This window comes from Rhodococcus sp. PBTS 1 (assembly GCF_001620025.1).
GTDB classification, from domain to species: Bacteria; Actinomycetota; Actinomycetes; order Mycobacteriales; family Mycobacteriaceae; genus Rhodococcoides; species Rhodococcoides kroppenstedtii.
On sequence record NZ_CP015219.1, the window covers coordinates 2756402 to 2778636 of the forward strand.

The following is a 22235-nucleotide window of genomic DNA, read 5'->3' on the forward strand; positions in this document are numbered from 1 at the left end:
ACCACGATTCTAGGAGCCCACACCGACAGCCCGACAACGGCGATCGGGTGCCGTCCTCGAGACAGCGGCGATCAGTTGCCGTACTTCAGCACCCGGCGCGCGGCGAACTCGCGGAAGTAGTCGAGCTTGGTCGGCGGCACCAGGGACGGCAGCAGGTAGTGCCACAGCCGTTCCATCCGACTGGACATGCGGTCGGTGCTGTCGGTGGCCACCGCCACCATGTGCGCCCCCACGATCACCTCGAGGAAGAGCATGCCCGTGGTCTCCGCGTCGAGGTCGGGCAGCAGATCGCCCTCCTCGAGGGCCCGGCGGGCGAGTCCGGTGTGGTACTCGGTCCACGTCTCCAGGATGTTCTCGCCGGTACCGCGGTAGTCGCCGATCTGGTACTCGAGCCGGAACATCGCCGCCACCATCGGATCGGTCACGGCCATGTCGACGGTGATGTAGGAGACGCCGATCTCGGCCTCGAGGGCCGGCACTCGGCCGTCGTCGAGCGTCGCGCACGCCGCGGTGAGGCGGCGGACGCCCTCGTCGATGACCGCCCTTGCCAGCTCTTCCTTCGATCCGAAGTGGAAGTAGAGCGCACCCTTGGTCACCTGGGACTGCGAGATGATCTCGCTGAGGCTGGCGTTCGCGTAGCCGAGGCGCAGGAACACCGTCGCGGCACCGGCCAACACCGTGTCCCGGGTGATCTCGGCGCGTGCCTGTCTGACCATGCGATCCGCCTCGAAAGTGTCTGCAACGAACGGTGGGTCCGATCGGACGCCGTGTTCGACACCCGTCGGCACACCGAAACTGTGAACGGTGCCAGAAAACGGTACCACTGCACCTGTACCGGACCCGAGCACTCGTCCCTCGGTCTCGGCCGACATGTCGGAGCGTGCGCGGCGTTCGGATCCAACCTGCGCCTTACGCCGGACGACCCGATCAGGCCCCCAACTGCGGATCCGCCTCCAGGTTGGTCAGACCGTTCCAGCACAGGTTCACGATGTGCGCGGCCACCGCCTCCTTCGACGGCGTGCGGTCGTCGAGCCACCACTGCGCCGTCATCGACACCATGCCCACGAGGGCCTGGGCGTAGAGAGGCGCGGTGTCCGGATCGATGCCGCGGCGGGAGAAGTCCCCCGCCAGGATGTGGCCCACCTGGCTCACGGCGTCGTTCAGCAGCGAGGAATAGGTGCCCTCGGCGGCCGCCACGGGCGAGTCCCGGACGAGGATGCGGAACCCGTCGGTGTGATCCTCGACGTACGTGAGCAACGCCAGCGCCACCCGTTCCACCCGGACACGCGATCTGTTCTCCGTGAGCGACGACGTGATCATCGACAGCAGCGTCGACATCTCCCGATCGACGACGACGGCGTACAGGCCCTCCTTGCCGCCGAAGTGTTCGTAGACGACGGGCTTGCTCACCTGCGCGCGCTGGGCGATCTCCTCGATCGACGTGGCCTCGTACCCGCGCTCGGCGAAGAGCGTGCGGCCGATCTCGATCAATTGCGCCCGGCGTTGCGTCCCGGTCATCCGCACCCGCGGGCCGCGCTCGGGAGTCCCGGCGTTCGACGACGTCATGGGTTCACTGATACACCACACGGGTCGCGTCGGGGTTTTACCCGCCGGGGCACTTCGTGCGAGACTCCTTCCGCTCGGTGCACGCCGGCCGAGGCTGTGATCCGCCGTGGTGTAATGGCAGCACCTCTGATTTTGGTTCAGATAGTTCAGGTTCGAGTCCTGGCGGCGGAGCTCACTGTCTGAACATCCCCGAGGAGTTTCATGTCGTCGAAGGTCGCCGTCGTCGTGCTCGCCGCAGGTGCGGGGACACGGATGCGATCGAAGACACCCAAGGTGCTTCACCGACTGGCCGGTCGCTCCATGCTCGCCCACGCCCTGCACGCCGCGGACGGCGTGGATCCCGATCATCTGGTGACCGTGGTCGGCCACGACCGCGAGAAGGTCGGCGCCGCGGTCGGTGAGCTCGCCGAGTCCCTGGGGCGGACCATCGACATCGCTGTGCAGCACGAGCAGCACGGCACCGGTCACGCCGTGCAGTGCGGACTCGCCTCACTCCCCCGGGACTTCTCCGGCACCGTCCTCGTCACCGCGGGCGACGTTCCCCTCCTCGACGCCCACACTCTCCGGGCGCTGCTGCACGACCATCGCTCCTCCAGCGAGACCGTCGCCGTGTCGGTACTGACGTTCGTCCCGGCCGAGCCCAACGGCTACGGCCGCATCGTGCGGGACGCGCAGGGCCGGGTCGCCGAGATCGTCGAGCACGCCGACGCCACCCCCGAGCAACTGCGCATCACCGAGGTCAACTCCGGCGTCTACGCGTTCGACGCCGACGCCCTGCGGACGGCGCTGGCCTCGCTCGGCACGGACAACGCCCAGCACGAGCTGTACCTGACCGACGTCTTGAAGATCTCCCGCTCCCACGGGCTGCCGGTGTTCAGCACCCAGCTCACCGATCCCGATCTGGTGCGCGGGGTCAACGACCGCGTGCAGCTCGCCGAGGTCACCCGCACCTTGAACGAGCACATCCTGGCCCGCCACATGCGCGCCGGGGTCACCGTGATCGACCCGGCATCGACCTGGATCGACATCGGGGTGATCATCGGGCGCGACGCCGTCCTGCACCCGGGCACCCAGCTGCACGGCACCACCGAGATCGGCGAGGACGCCGTCGTCGGACCCGACACCACCCTCACCGACGTGTCCGTGGGACCCGGCGCCAGCGTGGTGCGCACCCACGGCAGCGAGTCGACCATCGGACCGGGCGCCGTCGTCGGGCCGTACACCTACCTCCGGCCGGGTACCGAGCTGGGCACCGCCGGCAAGCTGGGGGCGTTCGTCGAGACCAAGAACGCGGCCATCGGTGCTCACTCGAAGGTCCCGCATCTGACCTACGTCGGCGACGCGACCATCGGCGAACACTCGAACATCGGCGCGTCGAGCGTCTTCGTGAACTACGACGGCGTCGGCAAGTCCCGTACCGAGATCGGATCGCACGTGCGGACCGGCTCGGACACGATGTTCATCGCCCCGGTGCGGGTGGGCGACGGGGCCTACACCGGCGCCGGGACCGTGCTGCGCCATGATGTACCCGCAGGTGCGCTGGCCGTGTCCGGTGGTCCGCAACGGATCATCGAGGGCTGGGTGCAGAAGAAGCGTCCGGGAACGCCGGCGGCGGAGGCCGCCGAACGCGCCCGTTCGACCGAGGATCCACACGTGCACGAATCGAAGGACGGCGAGTAGAGCAGTGACCACAGCCAACTGGACCGACAACCAGAAGAACCTGATGCTCTTCTCCGGTCGCGCTCATCCCGAGCTCGCCGAGCAGGTGGCGAAGGAACTGGGCATCGAGGTCACCCCGCAGACCGCCCGCGACTTCGCCAACGGCGAGATCTTCGTGCGCTTCGAGGAGTCGGTCCGCGGATCGGACGCCTTCGTCCTGCAGAGCCACCCGTTCCCGCTGAACCAGTGGCTCATGGAGCAGCTCATCATGATCGACGCGCTCAAGCGCGGCTCCGCCAAGCGCATCACCGCGATCCTGCCCTTCTACCCCTACGCCCGGCAGGACAAGAAGCACCGCGGCCGCGAGCCCATCTCGGCCCGACTGGTGGCCGATCTGCTCAAGACCGCCGGTGCCGACCGCATCATCACCGTCGATCTGCACACCGATCAGATCCAGGGCTTCTTCGACGGCCCGGTCGATCACATGCACGCTCACAGCCAGCTCGCCGACCACATCCGCGAGGGCTACAGCCTCGAGCACATCACCGTCGTCTCGCCGGACTCCGGACGCGTGCGCGTGGCCGAGAAGTGGGCCGACTCGCTGGGCGGCGCTCCCCTCGCCTTCATCCACAAGACGCGTGACCCGTTGGTGCCCAACCAGGTCAAGTCCAACCGCGTGGTCGGCGAGGTCGAGGGACGCACCTGCATCCTCATCGACGACATGATCGACACCGGCGGCACCATCGCCGGCGCGGTCAAGGTGCTGAAGGAAGCCGGCGCGGGCGACGTGGTCATCGCCGCCACGCACGGTGTCCTCAGCGACCCGGCCGCCGAGCGACTCGCGTCGTGCGGCGCCAAGGAGGTCGTGGTCACCAACACCTTGCCGATCAGCGACGACAAGCGCTTCGACACCCTCACCGAGCTGTCGATCGCACCGCTGCTGGCCCGCACCATCCGCGAGGTCTTCGAGAACGGCTCGGTCACCAGCCTGTTCAACGGCAGCGCATAGTCCGTCCGCGGCTCGGCGCGGGGGGGTCGCCCTCGCGCCGAGCCGCGCTCAGCCCTCCCGACGCGCCGCGAGGACGGCGAATCGACGATCTGCGTCGGTCCAGAAGCGGTCGACCACGAAGCCGGCCGCGGCCAGTTCGCCCGTGATGGACTCCTCGCGGAACTTGGCGGAGATCTCGGTGCGCATCTCCTCGCCCTCGTCGAAATGCACGTCGAGCCCCAGGGCCTCGATCCGAACGTCCTGTGCGCGGGACGATCTCAGGCGCATCTCGATCCACTCGTGCCGGTCGTCCCACACCGCGACGTGTGCGAAGGACTCGGGATCGAACGTCGCGTCCAGAGAGCCGTTCAGGACCGACAGCACGTTGCGGTTGAACCGCGCGGTCACGCCTGCGGCGTCGTCGTACGCCGGCACCATCACCGCCGGATCGACCACCAGGCCCACACCGAGCAGCAGGAACTCCCCGGCGTGGACGGTGCGTCCGATCTCGGCGAGGAACTCGGCGCGCTCCTGCGGCACCAGGTTGCCCAGGGTGCCGCCCAGGAAGGCCACGGTTCGCCGTCCTCCGGCGGGCAGCGATCGCAGGGTGTCGGTGAAATCGCTGACCACACCGTGGATCTCGAGCTCCGGGTAGTCGCGGACGAGATCCTCCATGGCCCCGGTCAGCGCCGACGGGGACACGTCCTGCGGGACGTATCGCCGCAGCGATCCCTCCGCGGTGCCCGCCGAGAGCAGCAGCCGGGTCTTGTCGGACGATCCCGACCCGAGCTCGACCAGGACCTCGGCGCGGGTGAGCGCGGCGATCTCGTCGGCGTGCTCGGTGAGCAGGCCCCGCTCGGTGCGCGTGGGGTAGTACTCGTCCAGCTCGGTGATGAGCTCGAACAGCTTGCTACCGGTGGCATCGTAGAACCACTTGGGCGGCAGCCACTTCGGGGTGGCGGTGAGACCGCGCAGGACATCCGCGCGCAGTGACGCACGCACGTCGGCATCGGTGAGGTGAACGTCGAGCGTCGGCGCAGCCATGGTGGAACCCTTCGGGTCGGTCGAGACGGTGGGAGGCGGGGGCAGAAGTCGAGGTGAGCAGCGGGGTCAGCGATCGAGTGGTGTGACCTCCAGCGCGCCGACCGCGGCGGTCACGATCGACCGATCCGGAACGGCACGCCAACTCGGGTCGTCGTCGGTCGGTTCGGACGCGACGACGGCCGACTCACCGTCGACGCGAACCGAGAACGCATGATGCACCGCCGTGGCCCACAGCGTGCGGCCGTCGGAGAGCAGCAGGTTGAGCCGGGATCCGGGGGCGGCGGCGTCGACGTCCCGCACGAGACCCGCGAGCGCCTCCCCCGGTTCCTGCCGACCGAGCCTGTGCTGCAGCACCGTCCAGAGCGCGGCGGCGTCCGTCGGAGCTGCGAGGCGAAGGAGGTCGACCGTCGGAACGTCGGCGGCAAGGGCGGCGAGACTGTGCGGCCACCCGGTGACCACGCCGTTGTGGCTGAACGCGAACGTTCCGGCCACGAACGGAGCGCACGCCGAGCGGTCGACCGGCATGCCGACCGTCGCCGACCGGATCGCCGCCAGTACGGCCGTGGACCGCACCGACGTCAGTGTGTCGGTCACGGCGGGGTCGGTCCAGATCGGCATCGGATTGCGGTAGTGCCCGACACCGCCGTCCGTCCACCACGCCGCGCCGAACCCGTCGGCGTTGACGGTGCCGCCGCCGCGCATGTCGCGCGGCGCCCACGACTGCTGCATCAGGGACGAGGTGCCGGCGGTGAGGACGTCACCGACCGATCGGGCGGGACCGAGGTAGCCCAGGTGGCGACACACTCAGGCGACTCCCACGTCCCGCGCACACCGGAACCCCGAGAAGATCTGCCGACGGATGGGGTGGTCCCAGTTGCGGAACGTCGACCGGATCGCCGTCGGATCGGTGCCGAAGGATCCGCCGCGCAGCACCTTGTAGTCGCCGCCGAAGAACACCTCGGAGTACTCCGGGTACGGGAACATCTCGAATCCCGGATACGGCTCGAAGTCCGACGACGTCCACTCCCAGACGTCGCCCATCAGCTGCTCGACCCCGAGCGCCGACGCCCCGTCCGGATACGCACCCACGTCGGCCGGTTCGAGGTGTCGCTGACCCAGATTGGCGTGGTGCGAAGCGATCTCGTCGTCTCCCCACGGGAAGCGACGCGAGCCGCCGTCGGCCGGATCGAGGCGAGCGGCCTTCTCCCACTCCGCCTCGGTGGGCAGGCGTTTGCCGGCCCAGCGCGCGTAGGCGTCGGCCTCGAACCACGACACGTGTACCACGGGCTGCGCCGGACGGACCGGCACGCGGCGGCCGAACACCCGCCGCCACCACGTCCCGTCCGGGTCCTGCTCCCAGAAACCGGGCGCGATCAGACCCGCCTCGCGGCGGTGCTGCCAGCCGCGCTCGGTCCACAGCTCCTCGCGGTCGTAGCCGCCGTCCGCCACGAACCGCAGGAAGTCGCCGTTGGTGACCGGCACCGCGTCGATCGCGAAGGTCTCCACGTGCACGGTGTGGGCGGGACGTTCGTTGTCCAGCGCCCACGGATCGGTGTCGGTCCCCATCTCGAACGGCCCGCCGGGGACGATCACCTCGAGGTCTCCGTCGGCGGGAACCTCCGCCCGCGGCGCGTCCGGCGCGTGCAGGACCGCCGGACCGGTCCGGAGTTGGTGGGTGGCGAGCATGGTCTCGTCGTGCTGCTGTTCGTGCTGGGCCACCATGGCGAAGACGAACCCGTTCTCGGTGAGCCGACGCTCGTCGAACGTCGTGTCCTGCAATGCCTCTCGCGACAGCTCGCGTACCCGCGCCACGTACTCGCGCGCCGCGTCGGGCGTGAGGAGCGGTAGTCCCGGTCGCGTGGACCGGGCGTGCCGGAACGCGTCGTACAGATCGTCGATGTCCCCGAGCAGCGGGGCGTGTCCGCCGACGTCCCGCGCCAGCCACAACTCCTCCTGGTTCCCGATGTGCGCGAGATCCCAGACCAACGGACTCATCAGCGGCGACACCTGTTCGCGCAGACCGTCGTCGTCCAGGCAGTCGGTCAGCGCGGCCGTGCGGGCACGGCTGCGATCGAGCATGTCCTGCAGTCGCTCTCGCAGGACCTCGGTGTCGGTGGTCCGGACGGGGTCGGTGGTGGTCACCGGGCGGCCTCCTTCGTGAACGCGTGGGTGGACGAACGGGACTCTCCGGGGGCGAGACGGGCAGCACAGCGCTCGGCCGCGGCCTGCAGACGGTCGGCGACGAGGCCCACCGACGCGGCCGCCGCCACCGCGAGCACGGCGGACGCCGCGTCCGCGAGCGCGGCGTCGGCCAGACCGAACCGGGCGGCGTCCTCCCACCGGTTCTCGGTGCCGAGCACGGCCGCGCGCGCCGCGGCGCGGACGGACTCGTCCGCGACGAGGGCGGCCACGGCATGGATCGGTACGTCCCACAGCCCGTCGGGCTGACCGTCGAGGTAGCGCACCTCGAGGTGACCGCCGGCCCGGACCAGCGGGAACAGCGTGGTGAGGTGGTAGTCGAGATCCGCCGTGGTGGGGCGGCGCTCTCCAGGGCCCACCACGTCGTCCAGCGCGCCCGCCATCCACTGCGCGAACGTGGTCTCGCGCGGCGGAGACTGCAGTCGGCTGCCCACGCGGATGCACAGCAGCGGGACGTCGAGGGCCCACCGCGCGTAGTCGACGACGGGGTCGACACCGAGTGGCACCCGCGTCCGGGTCCGGTCGAGTTCGAACCACGTCCGCATGCGCTGTGACGCCCACGGCTCGGCGGGCACCCCGGCCAACACGGGTGTGGCGGCGAACGCGGCGAGGAGCGCCGGCCCCACCGCGTGCAGGGTTTCCCAGCGATCCCGAATCTCGGCTCGATCGCGCCCCGCGTCCACGCTGATCTGCACGGCTGCGGTGTTGCACATCATCGCGCGCCCGAACGGTCCGACCGTGTCGAAGCGCGACTCCATCGCGCAGTAACGCGGCAAGGTCAGCAGACGCTCGGGATCTCGCGCGACGTCCGCGCCGCCGGTGCCGAGGGTCACGCCGTAGGGCGCGAGCAGATCCTGCAGGCGGTCGGTGTCGCGCCGCACGGCATCGACCACCAGGTCGGCCGACGCGGCCGGGGCGGAGGACAGTTCGAGTTGGCCACCCGGCTCGACGGAGACGACGTTTCCGGAGCGGAGGGGCAGGGCCGGGGAATCCGGACGCAGTGACGCGGGGGTGTGATCACCGAGCGCGGCGGCCAGCAGATCGAGCGACGGGCGGGACCCGTCGGGAAGGGACGTGAAGAACTCGAGTTCGGCACCGACCAGCGCGGGCGGGCCGATCTTGAAACACACTCGCTCGAGGTAGGCCTCGGCGACGGGGCGCGAACCGAGTTCGCTCGACGCGGTCATGCCTCGACGCTAGCGCGCCGGACCGACATAGTCTTCGAGGCGATGGAAAAGAACTCGTCGTCCGTAGTCGACACCGTGCTCGCCGAGACACCCGCGGCCGCCCGCGGCGTCTTCCTCGACAGCGCCGGCTCGTCCCTGCCGCCGCGGGTGGTCACCGACACCGTCGTCGACCACCTTCGTCGCGAAGCGGAGATCGGCGGGTACGCCGCGGCCGCCGAACGCGCGGACGACCTTCTCGCCGTCCGCGGCTCGGTCGGTCGTCTGCTCGGCGCGCCCGCCCACACGATCGCCCTGTCCGACTCCGCGACCCGCGCCTGGTGCGACGTCTTCTACGCCGTGCCGCTCGCACCCGGTGACCGCATTCTTCTCTCGCCCGTCGAGTACGCCACCGGGGCCGTCGCGGCCCTCCAGCGCGCCCACGCCACCGGAGCGGTGGTGGAGCAGCTGCCCGCCGACGACACCGGGGCGATCGACGTCGCGGCGCTGGGGCGCGTGTTGGACGAGCGGGTGAAACTCGTGTCGTTGGTGCACGCCCCGACCAACAGCGGCCTGATCAATCCGGTGCGCGAGGTGGTCGACGCGGCCCACGCCGTCGGGGCACTGGTCCTGCTCGACGCCTGCCAATCGGTGGGGCAGGTCGACCTCGACGTGCGCGAGCTCGGTGTCGACGCACTCTCGGCCACCGGCCGCAAGTGGCTGCGCGGACCGCGCGGGACCGGGATGCTGTACGTCGCCGAGCACCTGCTCGACGGGCTCGAACCGCGATCGCTGGATCTGCACAGCGCCACCTGGACCGGGCCCACCTCCTACGAGATCGTCCACGACGCACGACGATTCGAGACCTGGGAGCACGACGTCGCCGCCCGGCTCGGCCTCGGCGCCGCCGCGGACCACCTCCTCGCTCTCGGTCCGGACGTCGTCGAGGCCGCGGTCCGCGACCGGGCGGACCATCTGCGCGCCGAACTGGACGCGCTCCCCCGCGTCACCGTGCAGGACGCCGGGTTCCGCCGCCCGGGCACGCAACTGTCCGGCATCGTGACGTTCACCGTCGACGGCGTCGACCCCTACGAGGTGAAGTCCCGCCTGGCGGAGCAGGGTGTCACCGTCACCGTCAGTCCGCGGTCGTCGACACTGCTCGACATGACGGCGCGTGGTCTGGACGCGGTGGTGCGGGCGTCGCCCCACTGCTTCCTTCGGACCGACCAGCTGGACGCGGCCGTGTCGGCCGTGGCGGCGCTGCGGTAGGTGCGCGCAGCACCAGCGCCACGGCCACCGCGCACAGCGCGAGACCCGGGACCGTCGCGAGGCCGAGCCTGTCTCCGAACATCGCCCAGCCCCAGATCATCGTGACGGGCGGGGTCAGGTACAGCAGGGCGCTCGCCGCGGTGGCCCCGCGGCGTCCGATGACGACGAAGTAGCTGCCGATCGCGAAGAAGGTCGAGAGCACCACGGTCCACCCGACGGCGAACCAGAACCCGCCGTCGGCCGGGGGCAGGGCGTCGCCCGCCGCGAGGCTCCATGCGAGGAAGAAGACCGCGGCGGTGGCGGACTGCACGGCGAGTCCCACCGTGATCGGCACCGGCTCGGAATTTCGGGACTGCAGCAGGGTGCCGACCGACAGCGAGACGGTCCCCCCGACGGTAAGGGCGTACGCCCACCACGGCGCGTCGCCGCCGAGATTGCCGCCGACCACCACCGCCACCCCGACGATGCCGAGGAGCAGTCCCGCCGCGGTGCGCCCGCCGATGCGTTGGGCGAGGAACGCGGCGGCGAGGGCGGCCACCACCATCGGCTGCAACGCGGCGATCAGCGCACTGAGTCCGGCGGACACCCCGTACTGGACGCCGGTGTAGATCCCGCCCAGGTACAGACACTGCATGACGACGCCGAGTCCGATCTGGCGGCGCACGGCCGCGCGGGACACGCGCTGCGCTCGAACGAGGACCACGGCCCCGAGGACGAGGGCGGCGACGACGAAGCGCCACGCCAGCACGGCGTGCGACGAGGCGGTGCGTGTGCCGAGCTCGGCGCCGACGAAGCCCGAGCTCCAGGTGACGACGAGCAGGGCGGCCAAGGGGGCGTCTCGTGGGTTCACGCCAAGAGGTAACCATACAGGTCTGTATACTCGCAGTGTCCTGTTATCTCGACCGACGGGAGCCTCCCCGGTGCGCACGATTCCCGACCCCGCCGCCGCCCTCACGCCGGCCGGCGAACGCATCCACGACGTCGCGGCCCGGTTGTTCTACGAACGCGGCATCCGCGCCACCGGAGTCGATCTCGTCGCGGACGAGGCCGGCACTACCAAGAAGACCCTCTACGACCGGTTCGGCTCGAAGGACGGGCTGGTGGCCTTCTATCTCGGTCGTCGCCGACTGCGGTGGCAGCGGTTCGTCCTGGACCGGCTGGACGGCGTCGCCCCGGGACTGCCACGCATCCGGGCCATGTACGACGCGCTCGAGGAGTGGCTCGCGGATGCCTCCCGCGGGTGCGGATTCGTCAACGCCCACGCCGAGATCGCCGGCACCGACCACCCCGGCCTGGCCGTCGTGCACGCCGAGAAAGCTTGGGCGCGTGCGCTGTACGTCGAATTCTCCCGCGACGCCGGAGTGGCCGACCCCGAGATCGTCGGCACCGGACTGTTCCTCCTCCACGAGGGGGCGGTGGTGGCGTCGACCGCCGGCGGCGTCGCCGACGCAATCGCGGTCGCTCGGCAGTCCGCGCGAGCGCTGATTGCCGGGGCCGTCGCGGCGGCGTCGCCCGGGGCGGCGGATTCGGTGGTCGCCGAGCCCGTCCGGTAAGGTGTTCCAGGTTGTCTCGGCGAGGGTGCCCGGGCCACGGACCCGTCCGAGGACCGACACCGTGATCGACGCAGGCACGGCCCGTCTCTCGGCCGTCCTCGTCCGTGTCCGCGCCGGACAAGTCGTACCGCCGCACACGCCGTCATTCGAGGAGTTCCACCATGGCTGACACCAACGTTCTCACCGCTGCGCTGCGCACCGAGTTCGGCAAGGGCGCTGCCCGCCGCACCCGTCGCGACGGCCAGGTTCCCGCCGTCCTGTACGGCCACTCCACCGATCCGAAGCACCTCGCCCTGCCCGCTCGGGAGTTCGCGGCCGTGCTGCGCGCCGACGGCGTGAACGCCGTCGTCGAGCTCGACATCGACGGCGAGAAGCAGCTGGCTCTGACCAAGTCGGTCGTCGTCCACCCGATCAAGAACTACATCGAGCACGCCGACCTGCTGGTGATCCGCCGCGGCGAGAAGGTCACCGTGGAGATCGCCGTCACCACGACCGGCGACGCCGCCCCCGGCACGCTGGTCACGGTCGACACCAACGCCGTCGAGATCGAGGTCGACGCCACGCAGATCCCCGAGCAGTTCGAGGTGTCGGTCGAGGGCGCCGAGATCGGCACGCAGATCCTCGCCTCCCAGCTCGAGCTGCCGTCGGGCGCCACCCTGGTCACCGACGGCGAGACCCTGCTGGTCAACGTCGTCGAGGCCCCCACCGAGGCCGAGCTCGAGGCCGAGGGTGCCGGCGACCTCGCGTCGAACGTCGCGGCCGAGGAAGAAGAGGCCGTGGAGGACTCCTCCGCTGCCGACGAGGCCGCCGCGGCGGACTCCGACAACTGATCTCAGCCCCACCCGCACGGCGCGCTCTCCGCACGGAGAGCGCGCCGTGCGTCGTTCCCACCCGAGACGAGGCGACATCATGAGCAGTTCCGCAGCCGGACCGATGGTGGTGATCGGCCTCGGCAACCCGGGCTCGCAGTACGCGAAGACGCGCCACAACATCGGCGCCGTCGTGCTGGACACCCTCGCGGCCAGGGCGCACGGGTCGTTCTCGGCGCACAAGCGCAGCAACTGCGACGTGCTGTCGGCCCGGCTGGGCGACCGCGCGGTGGTGCTCGGCAAGCCCCGCTCGTACATGAACGAGTCCGGCGGCCCGGTGGTCAACCTGGCCCGGTTCCATTCGGTGGCTCCGACCGACGTGATCGTGGTGCACGACGAGCTCGACCTGGACTTCGGCGTCGTCCGACTCAAGCGCGGCGGCGGCGAGGGCGGCCACAACGGGCTGCGCTCGATCTCGAAATCGCTGGGCACCAAGGACTACGTCCGGGTGCGCGTCGGTATCGGCCGCCCGCCGGGTCGCATGGATCCCGCGTCGTTCGTCCTGAAACCGTTCGCCGCCGCCGAACGCGACGAGATCGCGGTGAGCGTCGAGGACGCTGCCGACGCGGTCGAACTGGTGGTGCGCCTGGGCCTCGAGGATGCCCAGAACCGCCTCCACGGCCCCTGATCGGCCCGTCCGTTCCGCGTAGTCTGCAGATGCCGCCGTCGTCTCCTCGACGGCGCGCGCCCGATCGAGAAAGGCCCCCGTGAGCACCCCGTCCGATCTGTCACCGACCGCCGAGAGCGCCCCCGCCGCACCGAAGAACCTGCGTCGGGAGGTCGACCGCCGACGGACGTTCGCGGTCATCTCGCACCCGGACGCGGGCAAGTCGACGCTGACCGAGGCGCTCGCGCTGCATGCCCGCAAGATCTCCGAGGCGGGGGCCATCCACGGCAAGGCGGGCCGCAAGTCGACGGTCTCGGACTGGATGGAGATGGAGAAGGCCCGCGGCATCTCCGTCAGCTCCACCGCCCTGCAGTTCGACTACGCCGATCACACCATCAACCTCGTCGACACCCCCGGCCACGCCGATTTCTCGGAGGACACCTATCGGGTTCTCACCGCCGTGGACGCGGCGGTCATGCTGATCGACGCCGCCAAGGGTCTCGAGCCCCAGACCCTCAAGCTCTTCCAGGTGTGCCGCCACCGCGGCATCCCCGTGGTGACGGTGATCAACAAGTGGGACCGTCCGGGCCGCACGCCCCTCGAACTGCTCGACGAAATCGACGAGCGCATCGGTCTGACCCCCACCCCGCTCTTCTGGCCGGTGGGCATCGCCGGCGACTTCCGCGGACTGCTGGACGTGACCGCCGGCGAGTACATCCACTTCACCCGGACCGCCGGCGGCGCGACCATCGCGCCCGAGGAGTTCCTGGACGCCGACGCCGCTGCGGCGCGTGAGGGCGACGAGTGGACCACGGCGCTCGAGGAGAGCGAGCTGTTGGTCGAGAGCGGTCAGCAGCACGACGAGGAGGCGTTCCTCGCCGGGCGCACGTCGCCGGTCATCTTCGCGTCGGCCATGCTGAACTTCGGCGTCCACCAGATCCTGGACACCCTGGTCTCCTTCGCCCCGCCGCCCGGGCCGCGTCCCGACGTCGCCGGCGGCGCCCGCGACGTCACCGACCCGTTCAGCGCCGTGGTGTTCAAGGTCCAGGCGGGCATGGACACCGCACACCGCGATCGCCTGGCGTTCATGCGGGTGGTCTCCGGTGTCTTCGAGCGCGGGATGGTGGTCACCCACGCACAGACCGGCAAGCCGTTCACCACGAAGTACGCACTGACCGTGTTCGGGCGCGAGCGCACCACCGTGGAACACGCCTATCCCGGCGACGTCGTGGGTCTGGTCAACGCGACGGCCCTCGCGCCGGGCCACACGCTCTACGCCGACCGCAAGGTCGAGTTCCCTCCCATCCCCTCGTTCGCGCCGGAGCACTTCTCCATCCTGCGAGCCGAGAGCGCCGCCAAGTACAAGCAGTTCCGACGCGCGGTGGACCAGATGGATTCCGAGGGCGTGGTGCAGATCCTGCGCAACGACCTGCGCGGCGACGCCTCGCCCGTGCTCGCCGCCGTCGGCCCCATGCAGTTCGAGGTGGTCGCGGCGCGCATGAAGTCCGAGTTCGGCGTCGAGGCCCGCATGGAGCCGCTCGGCTACTCGCTGGCCCGCCGGACCGATGCCGAGTCCGCCGACGAGCTGGGCCGTCAGCGTGGGGTCGAGGTGTTCACGCGCAGCGACGGGGTGTTGCTTGCCCTGGTCAGCGACAAGTGGCGGTTGCAGTACATCGAGAAGGAGCTGCCGCACCTCACGCTCGAGCCGTTGGTGGCTGCCGCGGACTGAGGGGGTCGGGGGGCGCGGGGGTTCGGGGACGCGGGGGCGCGTGGCTCGAACCCCATGCCTCACTGCACACAGGTCGGACGTCTCGGCGGGATCCCGGCAAACCGGACGACTGCTGTGCAGCCCGGCAGGTGGGGCTCGACGGACCACGGCCCGTCGTCGTGTGATGTCACCACGAGACATCCCGTGAGTTGGGCTCATTACCAGCCATTGGCTGCATATCTCGGACGAATAACGCGCCCGTGGTACTTTTTGCCGTGTCGAACGTACTCGAAGTCCGTTTTCGTGCGTCGACACGGCGGGGGACCACGTGGTCGTCCGCCCCGCGACACCGCACACCTCACGACGATGGAGCACTCCAAGCATGAACGACGGATCAGGTGGGCCCCTCACGGGCGTCAAGATCGGCAAGGCCCCGGCCCACAGGTCCACCAGGACGCCCTCCACCACCGCAACCCCGACCAACACCAGCGAGGCCGACGTGACCACCAGTGACCAGATCTCCGAGCACGCTCTGCCGGGCAGTTCCTCGGCGACCAACGGCGGATCGAACGGGAGCAGCTTCTCCGGCGCATCCCGCCACCCCAGCCCGGATCGCCGCACCGCGATGGGTATCGCGTCCATCCGCATCGCCGGCCGGCTCACTCAGAACGAGCTGACCAGCCGCGACACGCGTCCGATGGACACCTCCAACGGACCCGACGAGCTGCTGCAGCTGCTCGGCGAGTACCTCACCTCCGGCGGTCTCTCCAGCCCCGAGCTGCACGTCCGGTCCAACGGCACCACCGTCGTGCTGGACCTCACCAACCCCGCGAAGGGCTTCCGCTGATCCGAGCGAGTCACCGCATGCGAACGGCCCCCGGTTCCACTGGAACCGGGGGCCGTTCTGCTACGAGAGTCGGGTCCGAAAGCTACCCGTCATCGCGAGGGGATCAGGCCGGGGGCATGAGCACCGAGTCGATGAGGTAGACGGTCGCGTTGGCGGTCTGGACGCCACCGCAGACGACGTTGGCGTCGTTCACCTTGAGGGCGTCGGTCTCGCCGGTGACGTTGACCTGCTGGCCCTCGACGGTGGTCTGCTCGCCGTCGATGTCGGACGGTGCGATCTGGCCGGGCACCACGTGGTAGGTCAGGATCTTGGTGAGCAGCGCCGAGTCGGTCTTCAGCGTCTCGATGGTGGCCGGGTCGATCTTCGCGAAAGCGTCGTCGGTCGGCGCGAAGACGGTGAACTCGCTGCCGTTCAGCGTGTCGACCAGGTTGACCTGCGGGTTCAGCTGGCCGGAGACGGCCTGCGTCAGCGTGGTCAGCAGCGGGTTGTTCGACGCGGCCACGGCGACCGGGTCGGCAGCCATGCCGCTCACGGAGCCGGCGCCGTCCGGAACCTGCTCGGCGTACGCGGCGCAGCCGGGTCCGACGAGGTTGGAGGCGGGGTCGGCGGAGCCGGACGCCATCGCACTCGAGGTCATCGACTGTGCGGACGTGGTCATCTCGGCCATCGACGACGTGGCGGCGTCGGTGGTGCTGCCGCCGTCGTCGGAGGAACAGGCGGACAGGCCGAGAACGGCCACCGCCGCGAAGCCGACGGCCATTGCGCTCTTGCTCTTCGTGACGCTCATTGCGAAACCCTTCTCGTTGTGTGAACCGAGTGCTCAGTGGCCCGTGTGCTCGGTCACTGTCGGTTGTGTCATCTACTCTTCGGAGCATCCCCACAGGGGGGATTGGTGCATCTGTCGGAAAAAACTCGAGCCGCTCCGAATCGGACGAGTCGGACATACATCACCGCAGGTGGAGGCAATTTTCCTCCCCCGCAGTCGATCTCATTTTCTGGGATCCACCCGGTTCGGACCGACGCCCGCGGGCAGGTTCTCGGGCGGGCAGTTCTCCTGCACGGCGGTGAACCATCCGCTGTAGTGGAACAGGCGTCCCAGTGTTCGTCCGCGCACCTCGATGTCGATTCTGTGCCGCCCCTCCTTCTCGTCCCACCACTCTCGGCCGAAGGTCTCCGCCGACAGGAGAGCGGGCGGCTTGATCGATCCACGGGGCGCGAGGAAACGCGGTGTGCCACTGGTCAACCGGAGGCCACCCTCCTCGTCCGCCGCGCACGACGTCGAGACCACCATGTCCGGTCCGGCCCCGATGTAGTCGAGCGCGTCGCCCTCGGGATCTCGCACCATCACCGAATCGAGCGACACCTCGCGCCCGGGAAACTGGAACCGTCGGACGAAAGCCAGTGTCTCCCTTCCCAGCTCGTCCACGTAGGCATAGTTGGCGATCGTGAAGGGGATGTTCTCCCCCGCGCTCGCGGGCACCATGCGCCGCGCACCACCGAGCCACAGCGCCGGCGGCGGGAGCAACCGTGAGTGCTCGATGGTGTCCATGACCCCGGTGCCGAACTGAGCGACGTGATCGTCCGAACCGAACCCGAAGCGCCACTGCACTTTCGGATGCAGGCGATCGAATTCCGGCCCCATCACCGCGGACACGACGGACGGCATCGGCACACTCCTCCTCCGCGCGACCGACCGGACACGCGACGATGGTGTACCCCGTCTGGTTCGAAACGACACGGCGCCCGACACCGCACCGACGCACGGCGCCGTGAGAACGGGCCTCAGCCCAGCTCGTCCGCCAGTTCCATCCAGCGTTCCTCGACGGCGTTCTTCTCGGCGACGACGGTGTCGAGCTCGGCTCCGAGGGTCTGCACTCGGACGGGATCGGTGGCCGCCTCCGCCAACGCCGCGTGCAACGCCTTCTCGCGATCGTCGAGCTTGACCAGGGACCGTTCGAGCCGCGACAGCTCCTTGCGGGCGGCGCGTTCGTCCGCACTGCCCTTGACGGACGACGCCGACGCCGCCGCCGACGCGCTCGCGGCAGGTGCCGAGGCCCCGGCGGACCGCCCGGAGCCGGCGTCGACCGCGTCGGCGAGCTGTGCCCGACGGCGGAGGTACTCCTCGATGCCCCCGGGCAGGTTGGTCAGTCGACCGTCGCCGAACAGCGCCCACGTGGAGTCGCAGATGCGCTCGACGAGGTACCGGTCGTGGCTGATGACCACCAGCGTCCCCGCCCACGAATCGAGCAGGTCCTCGAGCTGCTGGAGGGTGTCGATGTCGAGGTCGTTGGTGGGCTCGTCGAGCAGGAGCACGTTCGGCTCGGACATGAGCACGCGCGTCAGCTGCAACCGTCGGCGCTCGCCGCCGGACAGGTCACCGACGGGCGTCCGCTGCCTCGCCGGGGTGAAACCCAGCCTCTCGGCGAGCTGGCCGGCACTGATCTCCTTGTCGCCCAGTTGGATTCGCTCGGCTACGTCCTGCACCGCCTCGAGCACCCGCATGTCCACCGGGAGATCGTCCAGTTCCTGCCGGAGCCAGCCGATGCGCACGGTCTGCCCTTCGATGCGGCGACCGGCCGCGGGATCGAGCTCCCCGGCCAGGGTGCGCAGCAGCGTCGTCTTGCCCGAGCCGTTGACGCCCACCAGGCCGACTCGCTCCCCCGGCGCGAGACGCCAGGTGAGGTCCTCGACGAGAACGCGGCCGTCGGGCGTCGTCAACGTGGCGTCCTCGAGTTCGACGACGACCCGCCCGAGGCGCGTTCGGGCGAAGGAGGCCAGCGCAACCGAATCGCGCGGCGGGGGCACGTCGGCGATCAGCGCCTCGGCCGCCTCGATCCGGTAGCGCGGCTTGGACGTGCGCGCGGGCGGACCGCGGCGCAGCCAGGCCAGCTCCTTGCGGGCGAGGTTACGACGCCGGTCCTCGGCGGCGTCCGCCTGTCGCGCGCGTTCGGCGCGGGCGAAGATCCAGTCGCCGTAGCCGCCCTCGTACGTCTCGACGCGCCCGCCCACGACCTCCCAGGTGCGGGTGGCGACGGTGTCGAGGAACCACCGATCGTGTGTCACGACCACCAGCGACGACCGGCGTCCGCGCAGATGCTCGGCCAGCCACTGCACACCCTCGACGTCGAGGTGGTTGGTGGGCTCGTCGAGCACCAGGAGGTCGAGGTCGCGCACCAGCGCCGCGGCCAACGCGGTGCGCCGCCGCTCGCCTCCGGAGAGTTGCTCGACGGGCGCGTCCAGCCCGAGGCCGGTGATCCCGATGCCGTCCAGCACGCTGCGGATGCGGGCATCGCCGGCCCACTCGTGCTCCGCGACACCGAGCGGAGCGAGCACGACGTCTCCGACGGTGGAGCCGGGCGGCAGCACACCGCGCTGGGTGACGACGGCCATGCGGAGGCCACCGACGCGGCTGACCCGGCCCGAGTCGGGCTCCTCGATGCCCGCCAGGACCTCGAGCATGGTGGTCTTGCCGCCGCCGTTGAGACCGACGACGCCGATGCGCTCGTTCTCCTGCACGCCCAGCGACACGCGTTCGAGCAGCGGCTTGACCCCGAACGACTTCGAGACCTGTTCGAGGTTGACGAGATTGGCCATCAGGAACGTCCTCGTTCGTCTCGGGTGACGCGGGCGCCGGGCACCGGCCCGGACGCGACGCGCACCGTGCGGCACACCCCGGCGCCGGACAGTTCGGCGCCGACCTCGACGGCGTCGTCGGCGGACGCGCACAGGAACGCGCAGGTGGGACCGGAACCCGACACGATGCCGGCGATGGCGCCCGCGTCGATGCCGGCGCGCAGCGTCCGGCGCAGGTCCGGGCGCAGGGACAGGGCGGCCGCCTGAAGATCGTTCACCAGCAGCGGACCCACGCGGGTGGGGTCACCCGACGCGAGCGCCTGCATCAGTTCGTCCGGATCGCCGGCGCGCGGCGGGGTGCCGCGCTCGCGCAGCCGATCCAGTTCGCGATACACCGATGGGGTCGACAAGCCGTCCTTCGCCAGGGCCAGAACCCAGTGAAACGTATTGCGGGACAGCACCGGAAGCAGCTTCTCCCCGCGTCCCGTTCCGACGGCGGTCCCGCCGGCCACCGAGAACGGCACGTCGCTGCCGAGCCGGGCCGCGAAACCCATGATCTCGGCGCGGGACAGGCCCAGTTCCCACAGTTCGTCGAGCGCGACGAGGGTGGCGGCGGCGTCGGCGCTCCCCCCGGCCATGCCGCCCGCGACGGGAATGCCCTTGTCGATCGTGATCGCGACGCCGGGCGCGCGGCCCACGGCCTCGGCGACCATGACGGCGGCCCGCCAGGCGAGGTTGCCCGAATCCACGGGTACCGACGCGGCGTCGTCGCCCCGCACGGTGACCGACATGCTCGGAGCGCTGACCACCGACACGTCGTCCACCAACGACAGGGCGTGGAAGACGGTGGTGAGATCGTGATAGCCGTCCGCGCGCAGATCACCGACGGCCAGGTGCAGGTTGACCTTGGCGGGGGCGCGAACCCGGACGGGCCGCGTGACGACGGTGAGCACGACGAACCACTCTAGTCGGGGCCGGGTCCGGGACCCGCATCAGGCGGAGTCGGGGCCGGGTCCGGGACCCGCATCAGGCGGAGTCGGGGCCGGGCCCGGGACCCGCATCAGGCGGATCCCGAGTGCCGCCCCGGTCAGGACGAGGTGGCCGCCAGCCGCACGAACGCGGCGGCGTCGAGCGTCTCGCCGCGCGCCGACGGGTCGATCCCGGCCTCGACGAGGCGACGCTCCGCCGCGGCGGCTCCGCCGGCCCATCCGGCCAACGCCGCCCGCAGGGTCTTGCGGCGCTGCGCGAAGGCGGCGTCGACGACGGCGAACACCGCCCGTCGGGTGTCCTCGTCCTGTGGCCACGGCGGCGTCGCGTAGCGGTCGATGCGCACCAGACCGGATTCCACCTGCGGGACGGGCCAGAACACGCTGCGTCCCACGGCTCCGGCGCGGCGAACGACACCGAAGAACGACGCCTTCACCGACGGGACGCCGTAGATCTTGGACCCCGGGTCGGCGGCCAAGCGGTCGGCCACCTCCGCCTGGACCATCACCAGCGCGGTGCGCAGGCTCGGCAGGGTCGAGAGCAGGTGCAACAGCACCGGCACGGCCACGTTGTAGGGCAGGTTGGCCACCAGCGCGGTGGGGTTGCCCGGCACCTCGTCCGGCCGCACGCGCAGCGCGTCGGCCTCGATCACGGTCAGCCGGTCCGCCCGCGAGCCCGCGCGCTCCGCGGCCGTGATCGGCAGGCGCGCAGCGAGAGGAGGGTCGATCTCGACGGCGACGACGCGGTCGACCACGTCCATCAGGGCCAGCGTCAGGGACCCGAGTCCCGGACCCACCTCGAGCACCGTGTCGTCCGGCCCGACGCCGGCCGCGGCGACGATGCGCCGCACGGTGTTCGCGTCGTGGACGAAGTTCTGGCCGAGCGTCTTGGTGGGCCGCACGCCCAGCTCTGCGGCCAGGGTGCGGACCTCGGCCGGGCCCAACAGGCGCACTTCGCTCGACGACACGGGTGCCGAGCCTACTGCGCCGAGAGCCGACCGCTCGCGGCTCAGCGCAGACCGAGCTTGCTGGAGCAGGACGGCCAGGCGCCCCAACCCTGCGTCTGCTGCGTTCGGGTTGCGACGGCGATCTGCTCCTCGCGGGTGGCGAGGTCGGCGCGGGGGGCGTACTTGAGACCACCCTGCCGCTCCCAGGTGTTCTGGTCGAACTGCACGCCGCCGTAGAACCCGTTGCCGGTGTTGATGGCCCAGTTACCGGTCGCCTCGCACTGGGCGAGGGCGTCCCAGGTGGCGCCGTTCTGCACGGGCGGTACCTCCGTGCCCGGCTTGGCGCCGACGCGCACGACCTTCGGCACGGCGGGAACGGTGACGTCCGCGTCGACGAGCGTGCGGCCGGTCTCGACGCCGTTGACCAGCGTCACCTCGTACGTCGCGTTCTGCTCGCCGGGCGCGCCGGCCGATTCCTCGACGGTCCGCGACATGTTCATCGTCGGGTCCTCGATACGCTGGTCCGGCGGCGGCACGGCCTCGGTGAGCGTGCGCACTTCGGTGCGCTGGCGGGTCACGGCGATCTGCTGGCCGTCGGTCAGCGGGGTGTCGGCGGAGGGCTCGACGGTGTCCTGCTGTTCGAGCGGTGCACCGGCGGCCGCGAGGAACTCGCCCACGGTCGGGGCCGCGAGGCGCAGCGGCGCGGGCTGCGCGGCACCGTCGACGAGTGTGACGGACTTGGGCAGAACCACCTCGACGGTGCCGCCCTCGAGCGGGATCTGCTGATCCTCGGGCTGGTCGATGTGCACGTCCGGAGCGATACCGAGCTCGCCCTTGGCCTCGGCGACGGTGCTCGCCGTGGTCCACACCGACGACGGCGCACCGTCGACGAGCAGCGTGACCTCGCGGGCCCGCTTCAGCGTCACCGTGTCGCCGTCGGTGATGGCCGCGTCCGCGGCGGGTTCGACGACGTCGCGCTCGGCCGGGACGTATCCGGCCGCGGCGAGCGCGCCGCGGGCGTCGGTGCTCATGGTCGACAGCGAGATGCGCTGCCCGTCGACGTCGACGGTGACAGTCTTGTGCCGGACGACGGCGACGGACGCACCCACCACGAGGGTGAGGAGGAGTGCGGCGACGGTGGCGTACAGCAGTCGCGAGCGTGCGGAGTTGAGGCGGGCTACGTGAGACATGTGCTCACGGCATCGCGAAGGGTCACGAGAAGATCACGCACGAGAGGTCCTTGCCGGTGAAACGATC

At 70.6% G+C, this 22235-nt stretch carries 20 protein-coding genes, 1 tRNA gene and 1 pseudogene; 9 read left to right on the forward strand and 13 right to left on the reverse strand.

Features of this window, described 5'->3' with window-relative positions; all coding sequences use genetic code 11:
- Positions 1-71: 71 nt before the first annotated feature.
- Together A3Q40_RS12450 and A3Q40_RS12455 are read right to left on the reverse strand one after the other, a co-directional pair.
- Positions 72-716: a ScbR family autoregulator-binding transcription factor gene (locus A3Q40_RS12450; protein WP_068106119.1), complete on the reverse strand. Its 645-nt coding sequence runs from the start codon at positions 714-716 to the stop codon at positions 72-74.
- 211 nt (positions 717-927) lie between these two features.
- The gene (locus tag A3Q40_RS12455) at positions 928-1566 is read right to left on the reverse strand and encodes a TetR/AcrR family transcriptional regulator (protein ID WP_068102605.1); all 639 of its coding nucleotides are present in this window, start codon (positions 1564-1566) and stop codon (positions 928-930) included.
- A 100-nt stretch (positions 1567-1666) separates the two neighbouring features.
- On the opposite strand from A3Q40_RS12455, the gene A3Q40_RS12460 reads away from it, so the two are divergent.
- The 3 genes from A3Q40_RS12460 to A3Q40_RS12470 all read left to right on the forward strand — a co-directional run bounded on the left by A3Q40_RS12460 (position 1667) and on the right by A3Q40_RS12470 (position 4234).
- Positions 1667-1737: transfer RNA gene (locus tag A3Q40_RS12460), tRNA-Gln, on the forward strand.
- A 30-nt stretch (positions 1738-1767) separates the two neighbouring features.
- Complete coding sequence (glmU, locus tag A3Q40_RS12465) at positions 1768-3246, forward strand: bifunctional UDP-N-acetylglucosamine diphosphorylase/glucosamine-1-phosphate N-acetyltransferase GlmU (RefSeq protein ID WP_068102607.1); 1479 nt, start codon at positions 1768-1770, stop codon at positions 3244-3246.
- Between the two features lie 43 nt (positions 3247-3289).
- Positions 3290-4234 carry a ribose-phosphate diphosphokinase gene (locus A3Q40_RS12470; protein WP_068106122.1) on the forward strand — a complete coding sequence of 315 codons (945 nt, stop codon included), beginning with the start codon at positions 3290-3292 and terminating at the stop codon, positions 4232-4234.
- A gap of 48 nt (positions 4235-4282) precedes the next feature.
- Here A3Q40_RS12470 and egtD read toward each other — a convergent pair whose 3' ends face one another.
- The 4 genes from egtD to egtA form a co-directional block, all read right to left on the reverse strand.
- Positions 4283-5257: an L-histidine N(alpha)-methyltransferase gene (gene egtD, locus A3Q40_RS12475; RefSeq protein WP_068102609.1), complete on the reverse strand. Its 975-nt coding sequence runs from the start codon at positions 5255-5257 to the stop codon at positions 4283-4285.
- Between the two features lie 66 nt (positions 5258-5323).
- Positions 5324-6061 (reverse strand): ergothioneine biosynthesis protein EgtC, encoded by a 738-nt coding sequence (gene egtC, locus A3Q40_RS12480; RefSeq protein ID WP_068102611.1) that lies wholly within the window; start codon positions 6059-6061, stop codon positions 5324-5326.
- A complete protein-coding gene (egtB, locus tag A3Q40_RS12485) occupies positions 6062-7336 on the reverse strand; it encodes an ergothioneine biosynthesis protein EgtB (protein ID WP_082834148.1) in 1275 nt (424 codons plus the stop codon).
- Positions 7337-7395: 59 nt separating this feature from the next.
- On the reverse strand, positions 7396-8643 hold the full coding sequence (egtA, locus tag A3Q40_RS12490; RefSeq protein WP_068102615.1) for an ergothioneine biosynthesis glutamate--cysteine ligase EgtA: 1248 nt from the start codon (positions 8641-8643) through the stop codon (positions 7396-7398).
- A gap of 42 nt (positions 8644-8685) precedes the next feature.
- On the opposite strand from egtA, the gene A3Q40_RS20875 reads away from it, so the two are divergent.
- Positions 8686-9888 (forward strand): aminotransferase class V-fold PLP-dependent enzyme, encoded by a 1203-nt coding sequence (locus A3Q40_RS20875; protein WP_068102617.1) that lies wholly within the window; start codon positions 8686-8688, stop codon positions 9886-9888.
- Positions 9889-9955: 67 nt separating this feature from the next.
- On the opposite strand, the pseudogene A3Q40_RS19820 reads toward A3Q40_RS20875, so the two are convergent.
- Positions 9956-10861, reverse strand: a pseudogene (locus A3Q40_RS19820) (DMT family transporter); the annotation flags it as partial.
- On the opposite strand from A3Q40_RS19820, the gene A3Q40_RS12500 reads away from it, so the two are divergent.
- The 5 genes from A3Q40_RS12500 to A3Q40_RS12520 all read left to right on the forward strand — a co-directional run bounded on the left by A3Q40_RS12500 (position 10809) and on the right by A3Q40_RS12520 (position 15472).
- Positions 10809-11441, forward strand: coding sequence for a TetR/AcrR family transcriptional regulator (locus A3Q40_RS12500; protein ID WP_068102618.1), 633 nt, complete (start codon positions 10809-10811; stop codon positions 11439-11441). The pseudogene A3Q40_RS19820 and the gene A3Q40_RS12500 sit on opposite strands and share 53 nt — an antisense overlap.
- 161 nt (positions 11442-11602) lie before the next feature.
- On the forward strand, positions 11603-12271 hold the full coding sequence (locus A3Q40_RS12505; RefSeq protein ID WP_068102620.1) for a 50S ribosomal protein L25/general stress protein Ctc: 669 nt from the start codon (positions 11603-11605) through the stop codon (positions 12269-12271).
- A 79-nt stretch (positions 12272-12350) separates the two neighbouring features.
- Positions 12351-12938 carry an aminoacyl-tRNA hydrolase gene (gene pth / locus A3Q40_RS12510; RefSeq protein ID WP_068102622.1) on the forward strand — a complete coding sequence of 196 codons (588 nt, stop codon included), beginning with the start codon at positions 12351-12353 and terminating at the stop codon, positions 12936-12938.
- 79 nt (positions 12939-13017) lie between these two features.
- Positions 13018-14646: a peptide chain release factor 3 gene (locus A3Q40_RS12515; protein WP_068102624.1), complete on the forward strand. Its 1629-nt coding sequence runs from the start codon at positions 13018-13020 to the stop codon at positions 14644-14646.
- A 361-nt stretch (positions 14647-15007) separates the two neighbouring features.
- Entirely contained in the window at positions 15008-15472 is a 465-nt protein-coding gene (locus A3Q40_RS12520) for a hypothetical protein (protein ID WP_068102626.1), read from the forward strand.
- 103 nt (positions 15473-15575) lie between these two features.
- On the opposite strand, the gene A3Q40_RS12525 is transcribed toward A3Q40_RS12520, so the two are convergent.
- The 6 genes from A3Q40_RS12525 to A3Q40_RS12550 all read right to left on the reverse strand — a co-directional run bounded on the left by A3Q40_RS12525 (position 15576) and on the right by A3Q40_RS12550 (position 22168).
- Positions 15576-16259, reverse strand: coding sequence for a fasciclin domain-containing protein (locus A3Q40_RS12525; RefSeq protein WP_068102628.1), 684 nt, complete (start codon positions 16257-16259; stop codon positions 15576-15578).
- A 201-nt stretch (positions 16260-16460) separates the two neighbouring features.
- The gene (locus A3Q40_RS12530; protein ID WP_068106126.1) at positions 16461-17138 is read right to left on the reverse strand and encodes a DUF4166 domain-containing protein; all 678 of its coding nucleotides are present in this window, start codon (positions 17136-17138) and stop codon (positions 16461-16463) included.
- A 116-nt stretch (positions 17139-17254) separates the two neighbouring features.
- Positions 17255-19066, reverse strand: coding sequence for an ABC-F family ATP-binding cassette domain-containing protein (locus A3Q40_RS12535; protein WP_068102630.1), 1812 nt, complete (start codon positions 19064-19066; stop codon positions 17255-17257).
- On the reverse strand, positions 19066-19998 hold the full coding sequence (locus A3Q40_RS12540) for a 4-(cytidine 5'-diphospho)-2-C-methyl-D-erythritol kinase (RefSeq protein WP_068102632.1): 933 nt from the start codon (positions 19996-19998) through the stop codon (positions 19066-19068). The genes A3Q40_RS12535 and A3Q40_RS12540 overlap by 1 nt, the downstream gene beginning before the upstream one ends.
- 134 nt (positions 19999-20132) lie before the next feature.
- On the reverse strand, positions 20133-20999 hold the full coding sequence (gene rsmA, locus A3Q40_RS12545; protein WP_068102634.1) for a 16S rRNA (adenine(1518)-N(6)/adenine(1519)-N(6))-dimethyltransferase RsmA: 867 nt from the start codon (positions 20997-20999) through the stop codon (positions 20133-20135).
- Between the two features lie 41 nt (positions 21000-21040).
- The gene (locus A3Q40_RS12550) at positions 21041-22168 is read right to left on the reverse strand and encodes a resuscitation-promoting factor (protein WP_068102636.1); all 1128 of its coding nucleotides are present in this window, start codon (positions 22166-22168) and stop codon (positions 21041-21043) included.
- Between the last annotated feature and the right edge of the window lie 67 nt (positions 22169-22235).